Source organism: Acinetobacter sp. YH12140, from assembly GCF_013418475.1.
GTDB lineage: Bacteria > Pseudomonadota > Gammaproteobacteria > Pseudomonadales > Moraxellaceae > Acinetobacter > Acinetobacter amyesii.
Map to the genome: position 1 here is coordinate 447,646 of NZ_VPBZ01000003.1, position 21,804 is coordinate 469,449.

General features: G+C 40.0%; 23 protein-coding genes. 10 read left to right on the top strand and 13 right to left on the bottom strand.

Annotation, left to right across the window (positions count from 1 at the left end; all coding sequences use genetic code 11):
- Nucleotides 1–116: 116 nt before the first annotated feature.
- Nucleotides 117–1,079, bottom strand: coding sequence for a M20/M25/M40 family metallo-hydrolase (locus FTU75_RS05795; protein WP_373685846.1), 963 nt, complete (start codon nt 1,077–1,079; stop codon nt 117–119).
- A gap of 152 nt (nt 1,080–1,231) precedes the next feature.
- Between FTU75_RS05795 and rlmH the strand changes: the two genes are divergently transcribed.
- The 3 genes from rlmH to FTU75_RS05810 all read left to right on the top strand — a co-directional run bounded on the left by rlmH (nt 1,232) and on the right by FTU75_RS05810 (nt 3,572).
- Nucleotides 1,232–1,714, top strand: a complete 483-nt coding sequence (gene rlmH, locus FTU75_RS05800) for a 23S rRNA (pseudouridine(1915)-N(3))-methyltransferase RlmH (RefSeq protein WP_078189858.1) — start codon at nt 1,232–1,234, stop codon at nt 1,712–1,714.
- A 137-nt stretch (nt 1,715–1,851) separates the two neighbouring features.
- Nucleotides 1,852–2,628 (top strand): dioxygenase, encoded by a 777-nt coding sequence (locus FTU75_RS05805; RefSeq protein WP_180115371.1) that lies wholly within the window; start codon nt 1,852–1,854, stop codon nt 2,626–2,628.
- 167 nt (nt 2,629–2,795) lie between these two features.
- Complete coding sequence (locus FTU75_RS05810) at nt 2,796–3,572, top strand: META and DUF4377 domain-containing protein (protein ID WP_180035383.1); 777 nt, start codon at nt 2,796–2,798, stop codon at nt 3,570–3,572.
- A 617-nt stretch (nt 3,573–4,189) separates the two neighbouring features.
- Here the strand turns inward: FTU75_RS05810 and gdhA are convergent.
- A complete protein-coding gene (gdhA, locus tag FTU75_RS05820) occupies nt 4,190–5,536 on the bottom strand; it encodes an NADP-specific glutamate dehydrogenase (RefSeq protein WP_227591817.1) in 1,347 nt (448 codons plus the stop codon).
- Nucleotides 5,537–5,866: 330 nt separating this feature from the next.
- On the opposite strand from gdhA, the gene FTU75_RS05825 reads away from it, so the two are divergent.
- A complete protein-coding gene (locus FTU75_RS05825; protein WP_180107594.1) occupies nt 5,867–6,661 on the top strand; it encodes an RnfABCDGE type electron transport complex subunit B in 795 nt (264 codons plus the stop codon).
- Nucleotides 6,662–6,663: 2 nt separating this feature from the next.
- The gene (gene nth, locus FTU75_RS05830) at nt 6,664–7,347 is read left to right on the top strand and encodes an endonuclease III (protein ID WP_180011839.1); all 684 of its coding nucleotides are present in this window, start codon (nt 6,664–6,666) and stop codon (nt 7,345–7,347) included.
- 142 nt (nt 7,348–7,489) lie between these two features.
- On the opposite strand, the gene FTU75_RS05835 is transcribed toward nth, so the two are convergent.
- From FTU75_RS05835 to FTU75_RS05855, 5 genes are all read right to left on the bottom strand, one after another.
- Nucleotides 7,490–8,227 (bottom strand): tetratricopeptide repeat protein, encoded by a 738-nt coding sequence (locus FTU75_RS05835; RefSeq protein ID WP_180011841.1) that lies wholly within the window; start codon nt 8,225–8,227, stop codon nt 7,490–7,492.
- Nucleotides 8,228–8,273: 46 nt separating this feature from the next.
- Complete coding sequence (locus FTU75_RS05840) at nt 8,274–8,507, bottom strand: hypothetical protein (protein WP_180115372.1); 234 nt, start codon at nt 8,505–8,507, stop codon at nt 8,274–8,276.
- An 87-nt stretch (nt 8,508–8,594) separates the two neighbouring features.
- Nucleotides 8,595–9,254, bottom strand: a complete 660-nt coding sequence (gene adk, locus FTU75_RS05845; RefSeq protein WP_078189866.1) for an adenylate kinase — start codon at nt 9,252–9,254, stop codon at nt 8,595–8,597.
- Between the two features lie 84 nt (nt 9,255–9,338).
- The gene (locus FTU75_RS05850) at nt 9,339–10,655 is read right to left on the bottom strand and encodes a hypothetical protein (RefSeq protein ID WP_218948322.1); all 1,317 of its coding nucleotides are present in this window, start codon (nt 10,653–10,655) and stop codon (nt 9,339–9,341) included.
- A 64-nt stretch (nt 10,656–10,719) separates the two neighbouring features.
- Nucleotides 10,720–11,238 (bottom strand): hypothetical protein, encoded by a 519-nt coding sequence (locus FTU75_RS05855; protein WP_078192958.1) that lies wholly within the window; start codon nt 11,236–11,238, stop codon nt 10,720–10,722.
- Between the two features lie 234 nt (nt 11,239–11,472).
- Between FTU75_RS05855 and mrdA the strand changes: the two genes are divergently transcribed.
- Together mrdA and rsmD are read left to right on the top strand one after the other, a co-directional pair.
- A complete protein-coding gene (mrdA, locus tag FTU75_RS05860) occupies nt 11,473–13,515 on the top strand; it encodes a penicillin-binding protein 2 (protein ID WP_180115373.1) in 2,043 nt (680 codons plus the stop codon).
- Between the two features lie 3 nt (nt 13,516–13,518).
- Nucleotides 13,519–14,070, top strand: coding sequence for a 16S rRNA (guanine(966)-N(2))-methyltransferase RsmD (gene rsmD, locus FTU75_RS05865; RefSeq protein ID WP_168378319.1), 552 nt, complete (start codon nt 13,519–13,521; stop codon nt 14,068–14,070).
- A 59-nt stretch (nt 14,071–14,129) separates the two neighbouring features.
- On the opposite strand, the gene FTU75_RS05870 is transcribed toward rsmD, so the two are convergent.
- A complete protein-coding gene (locus FTU75_RS05870; RefSeq protein ID WP_180115374.1) occupies nt 14,130–14,612 on the bottom strand; it encodes a hypothetical protein in 483 nt (160 codons plus the stop codon).
- 199 nt (nt 14,613–14,811) lie between these two features.
- Between FTU75_RS05870 and FTU75_RS05875 the strand changes: the two genes are divergently transcribed.
- Together FTU75_RS05875 and FTU75_RS05880 are read left to right on the top strand one after the other, a co-directional pair.
- Nucleotides 14,812–15,549 carry a sulfite exporter TauE/SafE family protein gene (locus FTU75_RS05875; RefSeq protein WP_180115375.1) on the top strand — a complete coding sequence of 246 codons (738 nt, stop codon included), beginning with the start codon at nt 14,812–14,814 and terminating at the stop codon, nt 15,547–15,549.
- 190 nt (nt 15,550–15,739) lie between these two features.
- Nucleotides 15,740–16,069 carry a hypothetical protein gene (locus tag FTU75_RS05880; RefSeq protein WP_078192963.1) on the top strand — a complete coding sequence of 110 codons (330 nt, stop codon included), beginning with the start codon at nt 15,740–15,742 and terminating at the stop codon, nt 16,067–16,069.
- 80 nt (nt 16,070–16,149) lie between these two features.
- Here FTU75_RS05880 and FTU75_RS05885 read toward each other — a convergent pair whose 3' ends face one another.
- Nucleotides 16,150–16,728 (bottom strand): 1-acyl-sn-glycerol-3-phosphate acyltransferase, encoded by a 579-nt coding sequence (locus FTU75_RS05885; RefSeq protein ID WP_171263760.1) that lies wholly within the window; start codon nt 16,726–16,728, stop codon nt 16,150–16,152.
- 281 nt (nt 16,729–17,009) lie between these two features.
- Between FTU75_RS05885 and FTU75_RS05890 the strand changes: the two genes are divergently transcribed.
- Nucleotides 17,010–17,492 carry a copper resistance protein NlpE gene (locus FTU75_RS05890; RefSeq protein ID WP_078192964.1) on the top strand — a complete coding sequence of 161 codons (483 nt, stop codon included), beginning with the start codon at nt 17,010–17,012 and terminating at the stop codon, nt 17,490–17,492.
- 79 nt (nt 17,493–17,571) lie between these two features.
- Here the strand turns inward: FTU75_RS05890 and groL are convergent, their stop codons facing one another.
- The 4 genes from groL to FTU75_RS05910 form a co-directional block, all read right to left on the bottom strand.
- Nucleotides 17,572–19,206: a chaperonin GroEL gene (groL, locus tag FTU75_RS05895; protein WP_078192965.1), complete on the bottom strand. Its 1,635-nt coding sequence runs from the start codon at nt 19,204–19,206 to the stop codon at nt 17,572–17,574.
- Between the two features lie 73 nt (nt 19,207–19,279).
- Nucleotides 19,280–19,570 carry a co-chaperone GroES gene (gene groES / locus FTU75_RS05900; protein ID WP_078192966.1) on the bottom strand — a complete coding sequence of 97 codons (291 nt, stop codon included), beginning with the start codon at nt 19,568–19,570 and terminating at the stop codon, nt 19,280–19,282.
- A gap of 183 nt (nt 19,571–19,753) precedes the next feature.
- A complete protein-coding gene (locus tag FTU75_RS05905) occupies nt 19,754–20,539 on the bottom strand; it encodes a metallophosphoesterase (protein ID WP_180115376.1) in 786 nt (261 codons plus the stop codon).
- The gene (locus tag FTU75_RS05910) at nt 20,520–21,458 is read right to left on the bottom strand and encodes a diacylglycerol kinase family protein (protein ID WP_180115377.1); all 939 of its coding nucleotides are present in this window, start codon (nt 21,456–21,458) and stop codon (nt 20,520–20,522) included. The genes FTU75_RS05905 and FTU75_RS05910 overlap by 20 nt, the downstream gene beginning before the upstream one ends.
- Between the last annotated feature and the right edge of the window lie 346 nt (nt 21,459–21,804).

Below are 21,804 nucleotides of genomic sequence, written 5' to 3' on the forward strand. Positions count from 1 at the left end.
AAAGCGTGATGATCATTGGAACAAGATGGTCATCTACATCTCCAGGTAGATGACCTTTTATCGCAGTCCACAGGCTTTCGGGGCTGCGTTTTTTATGTCATGTTTTTAAAGACATGCTATTTCAAATTTAAGATGGTTTTCACTAAACCATCGATCACTTGAGCCATTTTGTCTAAGTTTAATTTATCCAGGGTATCTTGCTCGGTGTGATAGTGCTTATTACGATAAAATGCCGTATCAGTGATCATCATCGCTGGCATATCAAATTGCCAATAATTCATATGGTCTGAAAAATCCACACCCTGAATAAATGAAGGTGAAATCAAGCGCTCACATTGCAACTGCTTCAATGACTCCATCGCCGCACAATACGATGAGGTTAAGTCACGAGACTGAATGTTCCCCACCGATGCAATAAAATTCGTATGCGATGGATAAATCCATTTCAGTCCAACAGGATATTCTTGGGTAACTTTCGGATCAAAATAACCAATCATTTCAAGAATATACACACCTGAAATTTTATCCTTTTCCTTTGCTACCGATTTTGCATGGATAAAACTGCCCATCGACTCTGTTCTAAAATACGGCGGTTCTTCAAGGGTATAAAATACAAATTCAATATTTTGTTTTAAACGCGCTTTTTCAGCCGAAAGAATCCGTGCAGCTTCGAGTACACCTGCAACGCCAGAAGCATTATCATCAGCGCCATGCTGCTCCTCAAATACATCGTAGTGCGCACCAATGATCACTCGGTTGCTATGCCCTGCATTTAAGGGACAGACCACATTACGGTATGGTTGGCTGTTTACGGTATAGGTTTGAAAACGACAATTCACACCAAATAAACGCATCTGCTCACGAATCCAAGCAGACACCCGGTTTAACTCTTGAATGTTCTTATAGTTACGATATTCAGCTTCATTACCAATAATTTGCTCTAAATAGACTTTTAAATTATCTGGTTCAGCGGTTCTAATATTGTTGGCATACGCCGCAAATGAACACCATGCAAAAATTGAAAGCATTGCTGCTTGCTTGAGCAAAAATAATTTACCGTCCTGCCATGTTTTTTTCATTGTTATTATTCCAATTTTCATCTTCGATCTAATCTGCTTATGCTGCGTATTTAAACAGCAAGCAGAACACGATTTCAATTGCAAATTGTGTCTGAACATACAAAGTGCAAGCGAACCGTTATAATGCTCTTTTGTATACTTTCAGGCGCTGTATGAAAATTCGTATTCTGACAATCGGTCAAAAAATGCCAGCATGGGTACTGACGGGTTTTGAAGATTATTTCAAACGTATTCAGCCATTTGTTCAAACGCAAATCATTGAACTGCCTATGGCCAAACGTGGCAAGAACGACTCAGAAGCCGACATTTTAAAATACCGTCAAATTGAAGGTGACAGCATTTTAAATGCCATGAAATCGAATGAAGTACTGATCGCCTTAGAAGTCGGTGGTCGTGAGTTCAGTACCGAAAAACTGGCTGAAACGATGAAAGGTTGGATGCTTGAAGGCAATGATGTGGTTTTAGCTATTGGTGGACCAGATGGACATTCTGAGGCGGTACGTAAAGCAGCAGCATGGCATTGGTCTTTATCTAAACTAACTTTGCCGCATCCAATGGTTCGTGTCATGCTCATCGAACAGCTATACCGTGCAATGAGTATTAACCATAATCACCCTTACCATCGTGCGGGTTAATCCGAACTGACATCCAGCGTATACAGCAGTTACAGCGTTGCAACAATGAAACAAACCGTTGAAATTATCCGAATTGTTACGCTGAATAATTTAGTGCATGATCTTCATATTCCTTTAAACAACCAACGGCGACCGCGATGAATTTACAAACACTTCCAGGTTTATTTATTTCCCATGGCTCACCTATGCTTGCCATCAATCCTGAGCAAGTCGGTCCTGCGTTGGAACGTTTAAGCCTGAATCTTCCAAAACCGGAAGCCATTATTATCATGTCCGCACATTGGGAAAGTAACGCACTAGAAGTAAGTACAAGTGCCCGTCCTGAAACTTGGCATGACTTCCGTGGCTTCCCTGCGGAACTTTATGATATTCGCTATCCAGCGCCGGGTAACCCAGAGCTTGCAGAAGAAATCCTTCATTTGCTTGCCAATGCAGGATTACCTGCACATGCCAACAGCACCCGTCCACGCGATCATGGCGTTTGGATGCCGTTATTGCATATGTATCCTGATGCCGACATTCCTGTAATTGAAATATCACTGCCGATGACCATGTCTGCGCAAGAGATCTATAAAATTGGACAAACGCTTGCACCTTTACGTGACAAGCAAATCCTGTTGATTGGATCGGGCAGTATTACTCATAACTTACGTGAATTGGCTTGGGATGCACGTGCCGCAGCCGTGCCTGAATGGGCGTCTACATTCCGTAATTTTGTGGTCAATAAGCTCACCCATCAAGATTTTGATGCAGTTCTCGATTGGCAAAATATCCCGTTTGTACAACGCAACCATCCGACCATTGAACATTTTGCACCCATCTTCTTTGCGATGGGTGCAGGCCCCCGCTTCTCTATTGTTCACAGTAGCTTTAGTATGGGTTCACTGGGTATGGATATTTATCGTTTTGATTAAGCGTGAATAAACTTGATAGCTCGACTTATTCATAATTTATATTAATAAGTTAACAAATTATTATTTATGGATACATTTTGCTACTTATTTGAGCTGAATGTATTCATATTTTTTTTAAATGAATGGGTTATGCTACAGGCTGAAATTCACTTAGAACAGTTAGCGTAATGAAATTAAAATATTTAGCGATCGCCCTCTTCCCTTTAGCCCTTGCAGCATGTCAATCAAGCGATATCCAAAAAGCTGGAGATTTAGCCGTGAGCGTATTACAACAACAAAATGCTGATAAAACTTTAGCTTCATATCAATGGAGCACCACCACTGAAAATGCACCAAAACCTTTAGTTTTAAATTTTCTAGAAAATGGCACTTTAGGTATTTCAACCAGCTGTAATAGCATGTCAACCCAATGGAAAGTTGAACACAATACCCTCGTGACAGGTAATATTGCATCTACCATGATGGCGTGTCCTGATAATGCGATGAAACAAGAAGGACTTGCATCTTCACTCTTTAGTGACCGTAAAGCACCTTTTGTTTTAAATACTACAGATCCACAAAATCCAACGTTAACCATTATCTCTGCAACAGGTGAAAAACTGGTTTTCACTGGAAAATTAACACCTGAAACCCAATATAACTCACAAGGCGAAACGATTTTCCTTGAAGTCAGCCCTGAAACTAAACAATGTACAGGCGTTGCTCCACAAACTTGTTTGCAAGTACGTGAAGTGAAATACGATGAAAAAGGCCTAAAAACACAAGTTGATAAAGACTGGACTTTATTTTACGATCAAATTGAAGGCTTTAAGCACACTCCTGCAGAACGCCAAATTATTCGCGTAAAACGTTTTGAACGTAAAAACCCTGCTGCTGACCAATCAAAATATGCCTATATTTTTGATATGTCAGTCGAACGTGAAGCCGTAAAAGGTACCTTGTAAGTTACAGCCGATAAAAAACCGAGGTCATCGCCTCGGTTTTTTTATATCTACACAACCGCAAACGCTGATTGGATATGCATAGTATTCAAATCACGATGTACTGTTCAGCCAACGCTTTAGCGATATTAATCTAAAGCTACTTCTTGCAAATTACTGAATTCATCCTGACGAATCACAATCAACAGACCCATATCTTTAAAGGCATACAGCGAATTGCTGATTTACATGATTTTGAAGCAAAACAATTAGCTCAAAAGACGTGGGTTCTCGTAGAAAATAAGGCTTTACCCGCCCAAATAACTATCAAATTAACGATGGCAGTTTGACATTCTTAGTGGCTGTAATTACATTGGCCACAATTATGATGTAGAAAAGCATACTTTGCGTTTTATAGGAGATGTAGGGAGTACTCTGAAGTTCTGCACACAGTTACATCAGCTAGGGCTTCATATTAAACATTTGCTCGACCAACCCTTAAATTTTCACTTCAGTGTTATGGATAGCGAAATCCAACTTACCCTGATGAGCACTAATTAACAATCCAATATATTCCACACCATTCAGCCATAAAAAAACCGAGGCTTGAGCCTCGGTTTTCAGTTCAACTTACGGAGAACTTAGTAAACGCCTTGAGCAAGCATTGCGTCAGCAACTTTTACGAAGCCTGCAATGTTCGCACCGTTTACATAGTTCACAGTACCATCTTCTTCAGTACCGTATTTCACGCAGTTGCGGTGAATTTCTTTCATGATCGCGTGTAGACGCTCGTCAACTTCTTCGAAAGTCCAACCCAAACGAATTGCGTTTTGAGACATTTCAAGACCAGAAGTTGCAACACCACCTGCATTTGAAGCTTTACCTGGTGCATAAAGAATTTTCGCTTCAACGAATTTCTCAACTGCAGCCAAAGTAGATGGCATGTTTGCGCCTTCAGCAACACAGATTACGCCATTAGCAAGAAGAGCTTCAGCATCAGCTTCATCTAATTCATTTTGAGTTGCACATGGCAGTGCGATATCACATTTGATTGACCAAGGGCGTTGACCTTCTAAATATTCAAAACCGTGCTTAGATGCAAATTCAGAAATACGGCCACGCTTAACGTTTTTCAATTCCATTACTTCAGCAAGAAGTTCAGTTGTGAAACCGTCTTTCACGTATACAGTACCAGCTGAGTCAGAAAGTGAAACCACTTTCGCACCTAAGTACATTGCTTTTTCAGCAGCGTATTGTGCAACGTTACCAGAACCCGAAATCGTTACAACTTTATCTTTAAAGCTATCGCCACGAGTTTTTAGCATTTCCTCAGCGAAATACACAGTACCGTAACCAGTTGCTTCAGGACGCGCAAGTGAACCACCGAAAGTTAAACCTTTACCAGTGAACACACATGCTGTGTCATTGCTTAATTTTTTCATCATACCAGCCATGTAGCCAACTTCACGGCCACCTACACCAATGTCACCCGCAGGGATGTCAGTGTTAGAACCAAGATGACGGTATAATTCGATCATTAATGCTTGGCAGAAACGCATGATTTCGCCTTCAGATTTACCTTTAGGGTCAAAATCTGAACCACCTTTACCACCACCCATAGGAAGTGTAGTTAAAGCATTTTTGAAAGTTTGTTCAAAACCTAAGAATTTAAGAATTGAAAGGTTCACTGATGGGTGGAAACGCATACCACCTTTGAATGGACCAATTGCTGAGTTGTATTGAACACGGAAAGCACGGTTAACTTGAGTTTGACCTTTGTCATCTACCCATGAAACACGGAACTGAATTGCACGCTCAGGCTCAACAAGACGTTCTAGCAAACCGTAGTCAGCATATTGTGGGTTCTTTTCGATGAATGGCCAAAGGCTCGTCATCACTTCTTCAACAGCTTGAAGAAATTCAGGTTGATGTTCATCACGTGTTTTAACGTAGTCTAGGAAGTCGTTAAGGCTGTTATATTTCAACACTTAATCCTCAGCAGATGTATGGATCAAAATTGATCACAATTTTGATCAAAGATATATTTTGGCGCAAAATATTAAATATCTTTTGTAACTAATCAGCAATAGTTTTTTTAAAAAATCTTTAAATTCTTTAAAGAACAGCGATTTAAATTGATTAATCAGATATTTTGGTTATAAATATTATTACTTTTAGGAATATTTTAATGAATTATTTTGCTCATTTATGATGCATCTATAGACCCATTTTTGCGCACAGCAATTCATACTGAAACATGCTAGAATTCAACGTCCTCTTTGGTTTTTCTCTGCCTTCATTTGTACTCGCGACTACCCATGACTTCTGAAATTTCCCTCATCCAACAAATTGATGCCCTATTGCCACAAACTCAATGTGGACTTTGTGGACACCGAGACGGCTGCTTACCCTATGCCAAAGCCATCAGTGAAGGAGAAGAAGCCAATAAATGTATACCCGGTGGTCAACCTGTGGCAGATTCACTAGCAGCGTTATTAAATCGTCCACACTTAACAGCAGAAGCCAGCGTTTGGCCAATCCAAAGTGATGGACGCCCGCAACGGGTTAAAGCTGTGATTCGTGAGGATGAATGTATTGGTTGTACCAAATGTATTAGTGCCTGCCCTGTTGATGCCATTATTGGCTCAGGCAAATTGATGCATACCGTCTTGACGGATTTATGTACGGGCTGCGAACTCTGCATTCCACCTTGTCCAGTGGATTGTATCGACCTTGTTGAAGAGCTTGATCAAGTGCCATCTGAAGCCGTTCGAATCGCAGAACAGAATGATTTACGTCGCCGCTACTATGCACATATTCAGCGTGAGGAAAAGCGCCGAATTCATCGTAAAGGCCCTATTGTACGCGCAGAAATTGATACGGAACTTTTTGCCCAATTTTCGACCCAGACAGACTCAGTACCGGTCATTGAAGTCGTGGAAAAACCTGCTACGCCAGTCGTTCAACTCGATGCAAAAACCACCATTGAACTTGCAAAAATTCGAACACAAATCAAAAAGTTAGAAAAACAACTGAGTGTTCGAGACGATGCAAAAAAACGTGAATTACTCCATACGCTAACGCTACAACTAACACAACTGCAAGGGGCTTAATCATGGCTGTTAAAAACATGACTAAGAAGCAAATTCAAACTTTTTTTGAACGCTTACGTGAGCAACGCCCCAACCCGAAAACTGAACTCAATTATAGTAGTCCATTTGAACTTTTAGTGGCTGTTACCCTATCTGCTCAGGCCACAGATGTCAGTGTCAACAAAGCTACAGATAAACTTTTTCCAGTAGCAAATACTCCTGAAGCTATTTATGCGTTAGGTGTTGACGGACTGAAGGAATATATCAAGACCATTGGCCTGTATAACTCAAAAGCGGAAAATGTCATTAAAGCCTGCAAGATTCTCATTGAGAAGCATAACAGTATCGTTCCGAATAATCGTGCAGATTTGGAAGCCTTACCCGGTGTCGGTCGTAAAACTGCAAATGTGGTGCTGAATACTGCTTTTGGTCAACCAACCATGGCCGTTGATACGCATATTTTTCGTTTAGGTAATCGTACAGGATTGGCTGTCGGCAAAAATGTTTTGGAAGTCGAACACCGACTCGTCAAAGTCATCCCCAAAGAGTTTATTGTTGATTCACATCATTGGTTGATTCTGCATGGGCGTTATACCTGTATTGCCCGCAAACCCAAATGCAATGAATGTATCGTGTCTGATGTATGTAATTGGAATGATAAGTATGAGTTTGGTGCAGTGAAAGAGTTAAATCTTAAGAAGCAATGATGAAAAAATATGTTGAGCTTTTTACTAATAGCAATATTTCGAAGTGCGTTCCTAGTAGCGATTAAAAGCATCTTTAAATCAATTTAGCTAGATTAAATGAAGAATTTCTGCCTACTAAATCAGAGTAGCCTTTCAAATAGAACTATATTGCTCCCTTGTCTGACAAAATGCGCATATTATGGGCAGCATCCTGATGCCCTTGACTTGCTGCTCGTTGGTACCAATATATAGCCTGCGCATTGCTCTGTTCTACATGAATCCCCTGCTCATAAAAAACACCAAGATTATACTCAGCTTCCGCATTCCGATATTCAGATGCTTTGATAGAATATTCGTATGCCTGTTCATATTTCCCTTGTTCAACATATAATTTTGATAATCCTTCGTAAGCCTTGCTTGGATCATCAGCTACTCCCTGAAGATACCACTTTTCAGCTTCCGCATTTCTTTTCTGTTTTCGGTACAAAGTACCTAAGTTATTTTTAGCATTTTGCTCATTTAACAGGCTTGCCTGCATGAAGTATTTTTCTGCTTTTATAAAGTCTTGATCTCGTCCTGCTCCATTCATATAAATCATACCCAATATATTGATTGCTTCAGCATCTCCTTGTTGTGCAGCAAAATTTAATAAATTAAAAGCCTGCACATAATCTTTTTGAATATTTTTCTGGCCTGTAAAATACAAAAAACCCATACCCGCTATTTTCTCTGTCGATGTTAAATTCTTATCATATACAATTTTACATAACGGATTGCTTTCAACTAATACAGGACATTGCTGTTTTAGAATCTCTGCTTCTGTTTGTACGTCACTCTTACAGGCAATAAGGCATACATTTATAAGAAATAACAAGCAGGTATGTCTATTCAAATACTCCATTATCTAATTCTCATAATCTGAAAAAATCCTATTTATTTAGACATTTTTATTTGGTGTCTTTGTTTTCTAACTCTTTTTTTAACTTTTCCAAGCGTTTTTTTTCTTCTTCAACTTGCGGATGTACCTCATACTTTTCAGATACATGTAAAAATTTACGCATTTCACGGCGTTCAGCCAACTCTTCCACTTGCACTTTACGCAACATTTTAAAGCTGACAAATAATAAGCCCAATAACACCGCCACAGCGATGATGACCATTATAACCAAAGCAAATTTCATAACAGATTCGCCCTAAAAGCCACATAAAAAAAGAGCCCCACTATGCAGTAGGACTCTTTGATTGTCAAAAATTCAAAAAAAACTGAATTATTTAGACTGATCTAAAATCGCGAACAAATCAGTTTGAACTTGATCGATTGGACGAAGACCATTTAATTTGTCATAAGTCGGTGCGTTTTCGCCAGAAGCTGCACGACCTTGGTAGAAACCAACCAATTGCTCAGTTTCAGCGTGGTAAGAACCTAAACGCTTACGAATTGTTGCTTCTTGGTCATCCGGACGTTGAACAAGATCTTCACCAGTTTCGTCATCTTTACCTTCCACTTTTGGTGGGTTGTAAACGGTGTGATATACACGACCAGATGCTGGGTGTTGACGACGACCAGATAAACGTTGAACGATTTCTTCGTCAGGTACATCGATTTCAATTACGTGATCGATGCTGATACCTTCGTTTTCAAGCGCTTCAGCTTGTGGAATCGTACGCGGGAAACCGTCGAAAATGCAGCCGTTGACACAGTCAGGTTGAGCAATGCGTTCTTTTACAAGACCAATAATAAGCTCATCAGATACAAGGCCGCCATTATCCATGACGCTTTTAGCTTGTAGACCTAATTCAGTACCTTCACGAATCGCAGCACGGAGCATATCACCGGTTGAAATTTGTGGGATATCGTAGCGCTTACAGATCAACTGAGCTTGTGTCCCTTTACCTGCTCCAGGTGGTCCGAGTAATATAATGCGCATAAAAAAACATCCTCATTTTAAACATTGTATATGACGCTATGTAGTGATCTAAACCCAAGATTCAGATCATCTTCCAGCATCTAATTATAAGAAAGCCACAAACAAATGTATTGTACCCGCGATAAAACCGGTTACACCACCCAAGACAATTAAAATCCATTCGTCTTCCTGAAATGCAGGACGTAATAGATTTTGAAATTCTTTCGGTGTTAGCTCACGAATACGGTCTCTAAACATTTGAAAGATTTTCTGTGCACGGCTCGCATTAAACGCAGGGTCGCATACAGGCACCATCGTAATTTCAATTGAGCGATCGATCAAGTCTGTCTTGAGTTTTGCGTACTCTTTTGGACCTAAAGACAACTGTAATGAGGTACGAACCAGTGGAGATTCCATAATTTCATTAATATGACGTTTCACAATGCGACGGGTCTTATCTTTCTTCCCGCCATACATCATTTCGGTCATGATGGATTTTAACGTAATTAGGTCTTCTGTGACTACACTTGCGAATACATCCGAAACTTCTTCTTGGCGTTTCATAAACGCCCCTTGAACATTGTACGTTCCAATACGTGGAATCACAGGTTTAATCCAAGGAAATTTACGATCTTTAGTTAATTCAAATAATTGTAAATACTTTACGGGGTGCGGCTCAATAGGATTAAATACCATCCAGATGGCAATCCAGTTGGTCAAAAAGCCCCAGATTGCTGCCCAAAATGGAACCGTCCAATGCCAAGGCACCACAAACCAAACGATCATCTGGAAGATACCAAAGAACATCCCAATCAAGGCACTGATATGCCAAATAAAGTTGATTTCTTTTTGGCCAACTTTAAGGAACATACGCACCATCAAGAGACGATCCGCTTCCATTTGGCTCACCACCATTTCACGCATATCAACAAGTGACTCTACGTTCATGGTCAGTTCGGTCACGAGTTCTTTTAAGGTATTTGGCAGCTGTTTGTGTGCTTGGGCATAAATACGACGTTTAATCGAATACGGTAGGTTTTCCCAAAGCACCGCATTTCGGTCTAGCATGACTTCATCAATCAAATGTTCAAGCTCAAAGCCAACTTGTTCACCAATGATGCGCGCCATGTCCTCAGGATCCATTGCATCCAAAAACTCACGCAAGGAACCCAATTTAGACAATGTATTATCCGTAATAATGCCAGAAATACGTCCAGCTTTTCTTGGCACAATCCCCTGCCATCCCACGGGTAATGGACCTAAATGGAATCCCCAGAAATTAATTGGGTAAAATACCATTTTCAGTGCCATCCAAACGTGTGCCCAGGTAACGAATGCGGTAACGGGGATAATACTCAGCACAGCCCAAAAATCGGGACGTTGCAAAAAGGTTTGCCACAATTCGTTAACGTACTCAAGCATGCATAACTTCCATATTTAATTTTATTCAGTGAGTGCGGTTATAAAATAAAGTTGATTATTTTCACTACAAACCAAAACTTAAAGTATATGAGATTTGTAGTCTCGGTTCGGTTTCCACAATCACATTACCTGATTTGTCTTCTAATTTTTCACCCGCACCCAAGCCTACACTAAACGTACTAATACGCTCGGCACTCAACATCACATAAGCAAGATCGATACCACCACCTAAACGCGCTTCATCCTCACCATCTACTTTCTTGGAGTCGATGTGGCCCGCATAAGCTCCGATATAATAACCATTTTTATCTTTGCCAGTGAAATGAACGGGGTAACGAAAGCCGACTTGCCCACCAGGTGTTTTATCATCGTTCAAGAAAACACCAGCTTTTGCATAGGCAATGCCATATGGGTTTACCCACTCACCATTCACGTGAATAATTTTTTGAGTAAAACCTGCTCCAACATTCCATGGTTGATAACCCTTACCTGTTAACTTTGCCTCAGGTAAAAATGAATTGTCATTGGCATGTGCGATGCTTCCGAGCATCATAAATGCAAGCAATGGATATAATTTATTCATTGTTTTCACAAACTTCCTTAGTATTATTTTTTGGAATATTCCTTTTTTATACGTTTCGACTTTAGCAGAATAATATGAACTGTTATACACAAAGCCCCATATTTTTCATGTCTGCAAAGTCAAAATATAGACTGCAATCACAGCAGAGTCGTTTTTATTTATCAAAAAAATGTCAGTTGCGCTAGAATATGCCTCTTCCGTTATTTTAGCTCTCAGTCTTTAAGTCGATCGCGTATGAAGCAGCATTATCCTTTAAAAAATGTCCAGCAAGAAAAGCGGATTTATCGTAATCGCGTAGTGATTTCGATAGGGATTGTCTCCTTCTTTATGCTGTTGCTTGTGGCACGTTATGCATATTTGCAAATCAAGAGTTATGAGACCTTTTCGACTGCGGCAGATCAAAACCGAATTCGATTGCAACCGCTTGCACCTTCTCGTGGTTATATCTATGACCGTAATGGCGTGTTATTAGCCGATAATTATCCGGTTTTCTCGGCAACCATGAGCCGTGCGGATGTTGAAAACATTGATGATACGGTAGAGCGCCTAACGCCTCTGTTAGAACTGACTGATGAAGACATCGAACGTTTCAAAAGTCGGATTAAAACCTCTAAAAAGACTGAACGTGTTTCGATTAAACTGAATTTAAATGAAAATGATATCGCCCGTTTTAGTGAGGTGAAATATCAATTCCCGGGTGTCAATATAGAGACCCAAATGACTCGCTACTATCCACATGGTGAACTGTTTGCCCATGTGATTGGCTATGTAGGTCGTATTAATGACAAAGAACTAAAATCGATTGATAAAGATTTATATGCTGGCTCAAACCTGATCGGGAAAATTGGCGTTGAAAAATCATATGAAGAACTTTTACATGGTATGCCGGGGAATGAGTCGGTTGAAGCCGATGCCTTTGGTAATGTGTTACGTCATCTAGGTCGTAAAGATCCGATTCGTGGTAATGACTTATATTTATCCCTAGATTATGGACTGCAAATGGTCGCTTCAGAGCAGCTTGCAGGTCGACGTGGTGCAATTGTGGCGATTGACCCACGTACTGGGGAAATTCTTGCTCTCGTGTCTAGTCCAAGTTTTAACCCTAACTTATTTGTTACCGGGATTAGCAGCAAAGATTATTCTGAACTACGTGATAGCCTCGATCAGCCATTATATAACCGTGCTGTGCAAGGGGCTTATCCACCGGGTTCAACGATTAAGCCAATGTTTGGTCTAGGTGGTATTCATTATGGTCTAGTGGATTGGAGTACAGCCATTTCCGATCCGGGCTATTTCACGCTTCCGGGTGACAGCCATCGTTTCCGTGACCACAAAAAAACTGGTCATGGCTCAGTTAATTTACACAAAGCTCAAGTCATTTCCTGCGATACCTACTTCTATGTCTTGTCTTATCGCATGGGCATTGAAAAAATGAATACTTGGATGCGTCAGTTTGGCTTCGGTGAAAAAACCGGTGTAGATTTACCAAGTGAAAGTACGGGGCTATATCCAAATCCTGAATGGAAGCTCCGCACACGGAAGTCCAACTGGCTTAAAGGTGAAACGATTTCCGTCAGTATTGGTCAGGGTGCATTTACTGCAACACCATTACAACTGGCGATGGCGACTGCTATTACCGCCAATCAAGGCTCTCATGTTACACCTCACGTTTTGCGTGAAAGTAAAGGCGCTAAAGTCCACAAAGTACATAACGCCCCGAATGGTCGCATTCAATTTAATGGTAAGCCAGATGATTGGATCAAAATGCGTGATGCCATGATTGATGTGGTTCAAACAGGGACCGGTCGTGGTATTCGTACCCCAATGTATCAAATCGCAGGTAAAACAGGCACCGCACAGGTTAAAAGTATTGCCCAAGGTAAACGCTATAACGAGTCCTTATTGACAGAGCGTCAGCTTGACCATGGTTTATTTGTTGGTTTTGCCCCTGCGGAAAAACCTGAAATTGCGATTGCCGTCGTTTGGGAAAATGGTCGTCACGGTGGTTCTGCTGCTCAAATTGCTAAACCAATGTTTGACTACTGGTTATTAACACGTAAAAAGAATCCAATTCGTCCTGCAGGCCATCAAATTAGCGGTGGTCTCATGACTGCGGGTCTAAAACCGAGTGAATTACCAAGCGGCTCGAATATTTTATCTGCCGATCCAAATGCAACCCCAACAGCTCAGCAGAACAACAGTGCAACTCAACAATCGAATACTGCAAATACAACACCTCGTGCTGCCAGTGCCGCACATGCAACCGATGAGGAATAATTCATGAAAAATCAATTAAGAATCATTGGGGGTGAATGGAAACGCCGTCAACTGCCTTTTGCCAGTATTGACGGTTTACGCCCTACACCTGACCGTGTACGCGAGACATTATTTAACTGGCTCATGTGGGATGTTCAAAATGCCAAAGTTCTCGACCTTTGTACAGGTTCAGGTGCTTTGTCATTTGAAGCACTCTCACGTGGTGCAGCAGAAGCTGTTTTAATTGAACCTGATCGCACCCAAGCGAAATTTCTCATGGACAATTTAGAACTTTTAAGAGTTAGCAAACAACGTGTGCAACTCAAAAACATGACGGCACAACAAGCCATTCCTAACTTGAAAGACCAATTTGATCTGATTTTCTTAGATCCCCCTTATAGTCTTGATTTATGGCAGGAACTTGCTGAATTGGTCGATCCGTGCATTGCAGACAATGGTTTAATTTATATCGAAGCTGATCGTGATCTTGCTCAGTTAAAACTCCCGAGCAGTTGGCAGCAAATTAAACAAACCAAAGCTGGAACGGTGCGTGCAGGCTTATATAAAAAGGCTTAATGCAAATGCAGACAATAAGAAAGGACGCCAACGCGTCCTTTTTTATTGCTTGAAAATCATTAAACCTGTGGTCGAAGTGGACGTTGGCTGTTAAATCCACCCGTGTTTTTAGCTTTATCTACGGGCGTTACTTTAGGACGTTGTTGCTGCGGTTTTTGCTGCTGAGGTTTACTTGTATTAGGTTTAGCCGAAGTCTGAGGCTTTGAGCTTGGACGCTGCACATTTGACGGATGCTGAGATGAAGAATTGTGTACATTCGGTTTATGCGCATTTGGTTTATATATATTGTCTGGACGGTTATTCGAATTCGGTCGTGGTGAGTTTGGTCGATGTTGCGGGCTATTCACTCGACCATATGAGCGGTCATAACGCTGACTTGAGTCATAGCGCTGTCCGTATGAACCACCATATTGACCTGAATAACCATATTGATTTGCATAGCCATATTGATTCGAATGGTATCGGCCATCATCAAATGGCGCCACGACACACCCTGTAAATGTAATTGCAACCACAGATAGCAAAGCAACTTGTTTAAGCATGTGTAGCACTCCTCTTTGATGAAGAGCATTTTCACTTATCGAAATGAATTTAATTGGAAGTCTGTGTACATCTGCTGTATTTAAATATTCATGTTCTATTCATGATCTGATGTCCAATTTTGCTACATTTACTCAGTCAGCCACATTTATATAGAAAAATTCACTACAATAGCGCCACGTATTTCAAAGCTGTAATTTAATGACTTGGCTGATTTTTATTCTTGGTGCCATCTTTGCGGGATTCGTACAAGGATTAACAGGGTTTGCATTCGCCCTTATCGCAATGTCATTTTGGGTTTGGATACTCCCCCCGCAAATAGCTGCACCGTTAGTGGTCTGCGCTTCAATTTATAGCCACTTCATTTCATTATCATCAGAACGTAAAAGCATTCCGATCAATAAAAAAATCATTTATCCCTATTTAATTGCAGGAATTTTAGGTGTACCACTCGGTACCTATTTATTAGACAGCATTAATCCAGATACATTTAAATTGGTTTTGGGCGCTTTTTTAATGTTTTGGTGCCCAATTTTATTTTTTAATCCTAAATTTTCATTCATCCATAAATCAGGGAAATGGGCGGATTCTAGTATTGGATATATTGCTGGGATCTTGGGTGGTCTCGGTGGCTTTTGTGGCGCATTACCCTCTGCATGGCTCATGCTAAAAAATACACCCAAAGCAGAACAACGCTATATTTTGCGACATTTCAATTTAGCCATTCAGCTCGTCACACTCATTAGCTATCTGCTACAAGGGATCATCCATCGTGAACATCTGCCCTATTTAGCCGTGCTTTTGGTGATTATGGCTTTTCCAGTGATTTTTGGTGCCAAACTTTTTTATCGCATTTCAGAACGCCAATTTAAACATATTGTATTAGGTCTTCTATTCTCTTCAGGCTGCTTCTTGGTGACGATGAGTATCTTAACCTGATGACTCCAAACCTAAAGATATTTGTCCAAATTGTTCTAACAAAAAGCCTTTTCAGTTAGACATTCACATCTTGTAACAATGACACAGTTCACATTTAAATAAAAATTAGCCAAATAGTAAAAAAGTGATTAATTTTTTTGTCGAAAATTAATAGAATATTGCACCTCATAATTTTGCTTAAAATAAAACCATGAAAAAGTTCATCCTGCTTGCAGGTGTGACTCTGCTTAGCGGCTGTATGTTTGGCACGTCCAGCGAAATTAAAAAAGCTGAAAAACTACTCTCCCATTTTCAATGCAATAATATTGAAAGTTCACATATGACTCATAGCTCGATTACAACTTTCCATGAAGAAAAACTAGCATCAAGCAAACAAAAAGTCGTGTCTTATATCGATAGCTATAAGCAAGGCGAAAAGTTATTTCGTATCCCGCTCATCGATGTGGTTGACCAGCAATACATTATTTATAAGGCGGCATGTCAAAATCTGGGCGGTATCCATCCCGATTTTCATGATTAAATTCAATATAAAAGTCTAAACAAAATCATCTAAACGTAAAAAGGACAGCCGATGCTGACCTTTTTTATTGGATGGTTAGATTAGTAATAGCGTGTATCGACACTGAATTTTTCAGGAAATTTGGCATGAATTTGCGCGTAAAAATCCATGATTTCAGCCATATCTTTTTCATAATCGCCTGTAGGATAAACAATTTTACCCACACCCGTTTTTTTCTGCGCATAGTCCATATAGGCTAAAGCAATCGGCACACCTGCTTGCATGGCAACATGATAAAAACCGGTTTTCCACTTCTCTTGTTTGGCGCGTGTCCCTTCAGGCGTTACCAACATGACTAATTTCGGATGATGCTTAAATAAGTCAGCCATGAGCTCAACCATACTTTGACGCGCTTCACCATCTTGTTTTGGACGACGATTAATACCAATTCCGCCCATAGCACGTACAAAAGGCCCAAACGGGAATTTCATATAACTGTCTTTAATCGTGATACGAACATTTACCCCTAAAGCTTTCAGGGCAAGGCGTGCATAAAGTGCATCCCAATTACTGGTATGTGGCGCTGCAATCATGACACATTGGTCAATATTTAAATCCCAATGGTTATCAATTTGCCACCCCATTAAGTTCAGACTTTTTTCCGCTGTTTTTTCAAACACAATTTGCACCGACAGTTTTTTCTATGCCGCAGAGTTTAACAACGCAAAATAATTATAAAAGCCTATATTGTTCAGTTATTCACCAATTAATATATAAATGTCCTTTAGCGTTCATTTTTAGGTAAGTCACCAATATTTCACTATTTACGAATATTTAAAAATCAAATGTCTGTTTTGATGTATTAACCAAACACACAATTGTTAACAAGAATAGGCTATTTTTCTTGAGCAAGAAAAGCCACGCTTAGCATTATATTGGGTACGTACGGTGTATAAATCTCATGAAAAAACTAATCCTCGCTCTCTGTATGGTCAGTGCAACCTTAACGGCATGTTCAAAAACCAGCAATGAATCTGAAACTGCGACACCACCAGATAATAATGTCATTGCCAATACAGACGCAGCCTCAGAAAGTCCGATTGCCACAGGTGATAACACCGAAAATGCACTTGATTGGGCAGGTGAGTATAAAGGGATTCTACCTTGCCATGATTGCAAAGGGATTGAAACTGAACTTGAACTCAAACTTGATAAGAGCTATGAACTCAGCCAAGAGTTTTTAGGTAAACCTGCGAACACTGAAAATAAAGTGAAAGGCAGTTTTAAGTTCTTGCCAGATCAACCTGGAATGATTCAACTTGATGCCGAGGGCGACAATCGAATTTACTTTGTAGGTGAAAACTTTATTGAGCTTCGTGGTGATAAAGGTGAAAAACTAGAAATGCCTGAAGTAAATCTTAAACTCACCAAAAAGCTTGATTAGTGTTTTATTTTAACTAGGATTGTTATAAAAAAATCCCCGCAAGTAGCGGGGATTTTTTAGATCGGATGATCAGTATGAATTACATCATACCGCCCATGCCACCCATACCGCCCATATCAGGCATAGCAGGTTTGTCTTCTGGGATTTCAGTAATCATACATTCAGTTGTAAGCATTAAGCCCGCAACAGATGCAGCATGCTCAAGCGCAGAACGTGTTACTTTAGCTGGGTCAAGAATACCCATTTCTAACATATCGCCATACTCTGAAGTCGCAGCGTTATAACCGAAGTTACCTTCACCGTTTTTCACAGCATTGATTACAACTGATGGCTCATCACCAGAGTTTGCAACGATTTGACGAAGCGGTGCTTCAATTGCACGACGTAAAATGTTGATACCAACATTTTGGTCATCGTTAGCACCAGACACACCTTCAAGTGCTTTTGCAGCACGTACAAGTGCAACACCACCACCTGCTACAACACCTTCTTCAACTGCAGCACGAGTTGCATGAAGTGCATCGTCAACGCGATCTTTCTTCTCTTTCATTTCAACTTCAGTTGCAGCGCCGATTTTGATTACAGCAACACCGCCTGCCAATTTAGCAACGCGTTCTTGAAGTTTTTCTTTGTCGTATTCTGAAGTTGATTCTTCAATTTGAGCACGAATTTGAGTTACACGTTCAGCAATTTGCTCTGCAACACCTGCACCATCAACAATTACTGTATTTTCTTTAGAAACAGTAACTTTATGCGCTGTGCCTAAGTGCTCAAGTGTAGTTTGGTCTAAAGACATACCAACCTCTTCAGAAACTACAGTCGCGCCAGTTAAAATCGCGATGTCTTGAAGCATCGCTTTACGACGATCACCAAAACCAGGTGCTTTAACAGCACAAACTTTGATAATGCCACGCATGTTGTTTACAACAAGAGTTGCAAGTGCTTCACCTTCAACATCTTCAGCAATGATAAGAAGCGGTTTACCTGTTTTAGCAACAGCTTCAAGTACAGCAATTAATTCGCGGATGTTGCTGATTTTTTTATCAACAAGAAGAATGTATGGGTTTTCAAGTTCAGCTGTTAGTGTATCTTGCTTGTTTGCAAAGTACGGGCTGATGTAACCACGGTCAAACTGCATACCCTCTACAACATCTAGAGAATCTTCAAAGCCTGAACCCTCTTCAACTGTAATTACCCCCTCTTTACCAACTTTTTCCATTGCTTGAGCAATAAGTTTACCAACAGTAGTGTCAGAGTTCGCAGAAATAGAACCAACTTGTTCAATCGCTTTAGAGTCAGATGCAGGTTTTGCAGTCGCTTTAATTTCAGCAACTACAGCTTTAACCGCGATATCGATACCGCGTTTAAGATCCATTGGGTTCATACCCGCAGTTACTGATTTAATCCCTTCATTAAGGATTGCTTGTGCAAGAACAGTTGCAGTTGTTGTACCGTCACCCGCGATGTCGTTGGTTTTTGAAGACACTTCACGAACTAGCTGAGCGCCCATGTTTTCAAACTTGTCTTTTAACGTGATTTCTTTAGCAACAGAAACACCATCTTTAGTGATGTGCGGTGCACCGAAAGAACGATCGATGACAACGTTACGGCCTTTAGGACCTAAAGTCACTTTTACAGCATCTGCAAGTACATTTACACCCGCGATCATTTTTGAACGCGCTGAATCACCAAACTTTACGTCTTTAGCTGACATGTCTAACTCCGAATCTTTTTAAAATTTTTAACAATTTATGATGAATAAAAGGGTCTAAATGCGTGTACGAAACTTAAGCTTCAAGTACCGCTAAGATGTCAGACTCTTTCATAATAAGAAGCTCTTCGCCTGCTACTTTTACTTTTGTACCGGCATAAGTGCCAAACAATACGTTGTCACCAACTTTAACGTCTAATGCACGTACGCCATTGTCAGTTACTTTGCCATTACCTACAGCGATTACTTCGCCTTGAGCAGGTTGTTCAGCTGCTGAAGTACTTAAAATAAGACCACCAGCAGTTTTAGTTTCCTTTTCAACACGGCGAATCACAACGTTGTCATGCAAAGGACGAATATTGCTCATAGTTAACTCCAGACTAAGTCTATTTACTAGATAAAAGACGATGACATTTTGATTTCCATAAGCCATCGACAAAAAATAATTTAGATGACACTTTTGTGGGGATGGAAAAAAACCCTTCAAGGGCAAAATTTAATTTTTTTCATTTTTTTGTATTTTTTTTCTTCAAAATTTAAATTTAAAGGATTAAAGCTCATCCAAAATATGAGTACTAAGATTTTCTTCGAATATTTTTAACTTTGAATGATAAAAATAATGCTGCACATTCATCTGCTCATCAATGACATTAAAACTGTTGGCAAGGTTATCGTGTAGGCGATATGACGTTGCAGTTCCAGCATGAATATCCCAAACTGGATGCGCAGCACCTAAAGCATAAATCTGATTGAGGTCATAGCTGGCTGGAACATGTAAATGTCCATGCAATAAACCATTTAAACCGTGTTGACTCCACTGTTCGAGTGCCAAACGCCCTTGAACAGGACAATCTTTCACACCATGCGGGTCATTCGGCGGCGTATAAAAAGGTTGATGCGCTATGATTAATTTTACTTTATTGGGCGGTGCATGTTTAAGTAAATCATCAACATAATGTATTTGCTCGAGAGACACATGCCCTCGCGTATGGTAACGACGGCGAATACTATTGATCCCAATTAAATAAAAATGCTCGGTTTCCAGTACATTTTCCATGGCACCAAAAAAAAGTTGATAACGTGCAAAAGGGCTAAAAACACGGTTCCATAAATGATATAGCGGAATATCGTGATTCCCTGGTACAACGATATATGGCAACTTTAAGCTTTCTAAAAATTGCTTACATGCATAAAACTGACGATAGCGCGCACGTTGGGTCAAGTCTCCACTGGCAACCACGGCCTCGATACGCTGTTCACGACAAAATTGCTGAATAGCGCGCATACACTCTGGCTTTTCAGTGCCGAAATGCAGATCAGACAGATGCAGTATCATGTGGCACCCGTATCTTTAAGGCTTGTTTTTGCACTCGAATTCTAAGCGGTGGTTTCATTTCTACAATCTCACCATCCACAGCAACGGTCATTTTTTTTCGTTGGGTATGTATTGTGACTTCATCAGCGGCAAAACTATACACATCTGGTGCATTGTCGATATTGCCACGGATCAATTGCCATAAAATTTTAAATAACGTTTTCTTATCACTTTTTGCGACCACCACACCTGCAACTTTACCTGCCTCTGCATCCTTAGCAATTTGCAAGTTTAAATCGGCCAATTGCAATTGATTATTGCCAAAAAAGATCAAGGGCGTTTTGACTGGATAAATATGATGATCCACTTCTATTTCCAATTTCAGCTCTTTACGATCTCGAATCAGCACATCCAAACCTGAGGTATAAGCATGCAATGGGAAACGCCCAAACTTTTGATTATAAAATTCTCTTTTTTGTATAAATAAAGGATACAAGCCCAAACTGGCATTGTTTAAATAGATATGTTCATTGATTTGCGCCACGTGCACCTGTCGATTATTGCCTGTCGCAATCATCTGTGCCGCTTGAATTAAATCGAGAGGAATATTGAGTACCCGCGCCACATAATTAAATGTGCCCAAAGGTAAGACCCCCATAGGAATATCGGTATGCATCAACTGATGAGCAACAGCATTTAAGGTTCCATCACCACCTGCAGCAACCACAACACCCAAATTATCAGGGTCTTTATGGCGTGCAAATACCTTGCTCATTAAAGTATCAAAACTCGCTTCCTGCCCAAGCTCAAATGACTGTATTTCGAAATTATGATCGGATAATATCCGCACAAGTTCCTCGTAGACCTCATCTTTGTTTGCAGCATGAAATCCTGATTTTTTATTATAGATAATAGATAAAGGCTTGGCTTGTTTAATCACTTTTTATACATCTTGGCCGCTTAGGATTGTATTTTGTCGAATTTAACAGCAAATAATAGCGCCTTTATGTAAAAATCGAATTACCACCATTTATTTAATCAATAATAATTCTCAAATATCAATTACATGCAACTTTTTGTTTTTATTAAAAATAACTACATAAAATATTGTCCATCACGTTAATAAATAAAGTGAAAATTCACCACATAATATGTTAAGTTATTGTATTTTATATATATTTAATATAAATAGCATTAACTACCAAAAAAAATCTACCACTTCTTTAGTCTTATTTTTTTTATGATTTTATGCTTTAATACAGCCACTTTTTTTTCATCTTTTATCT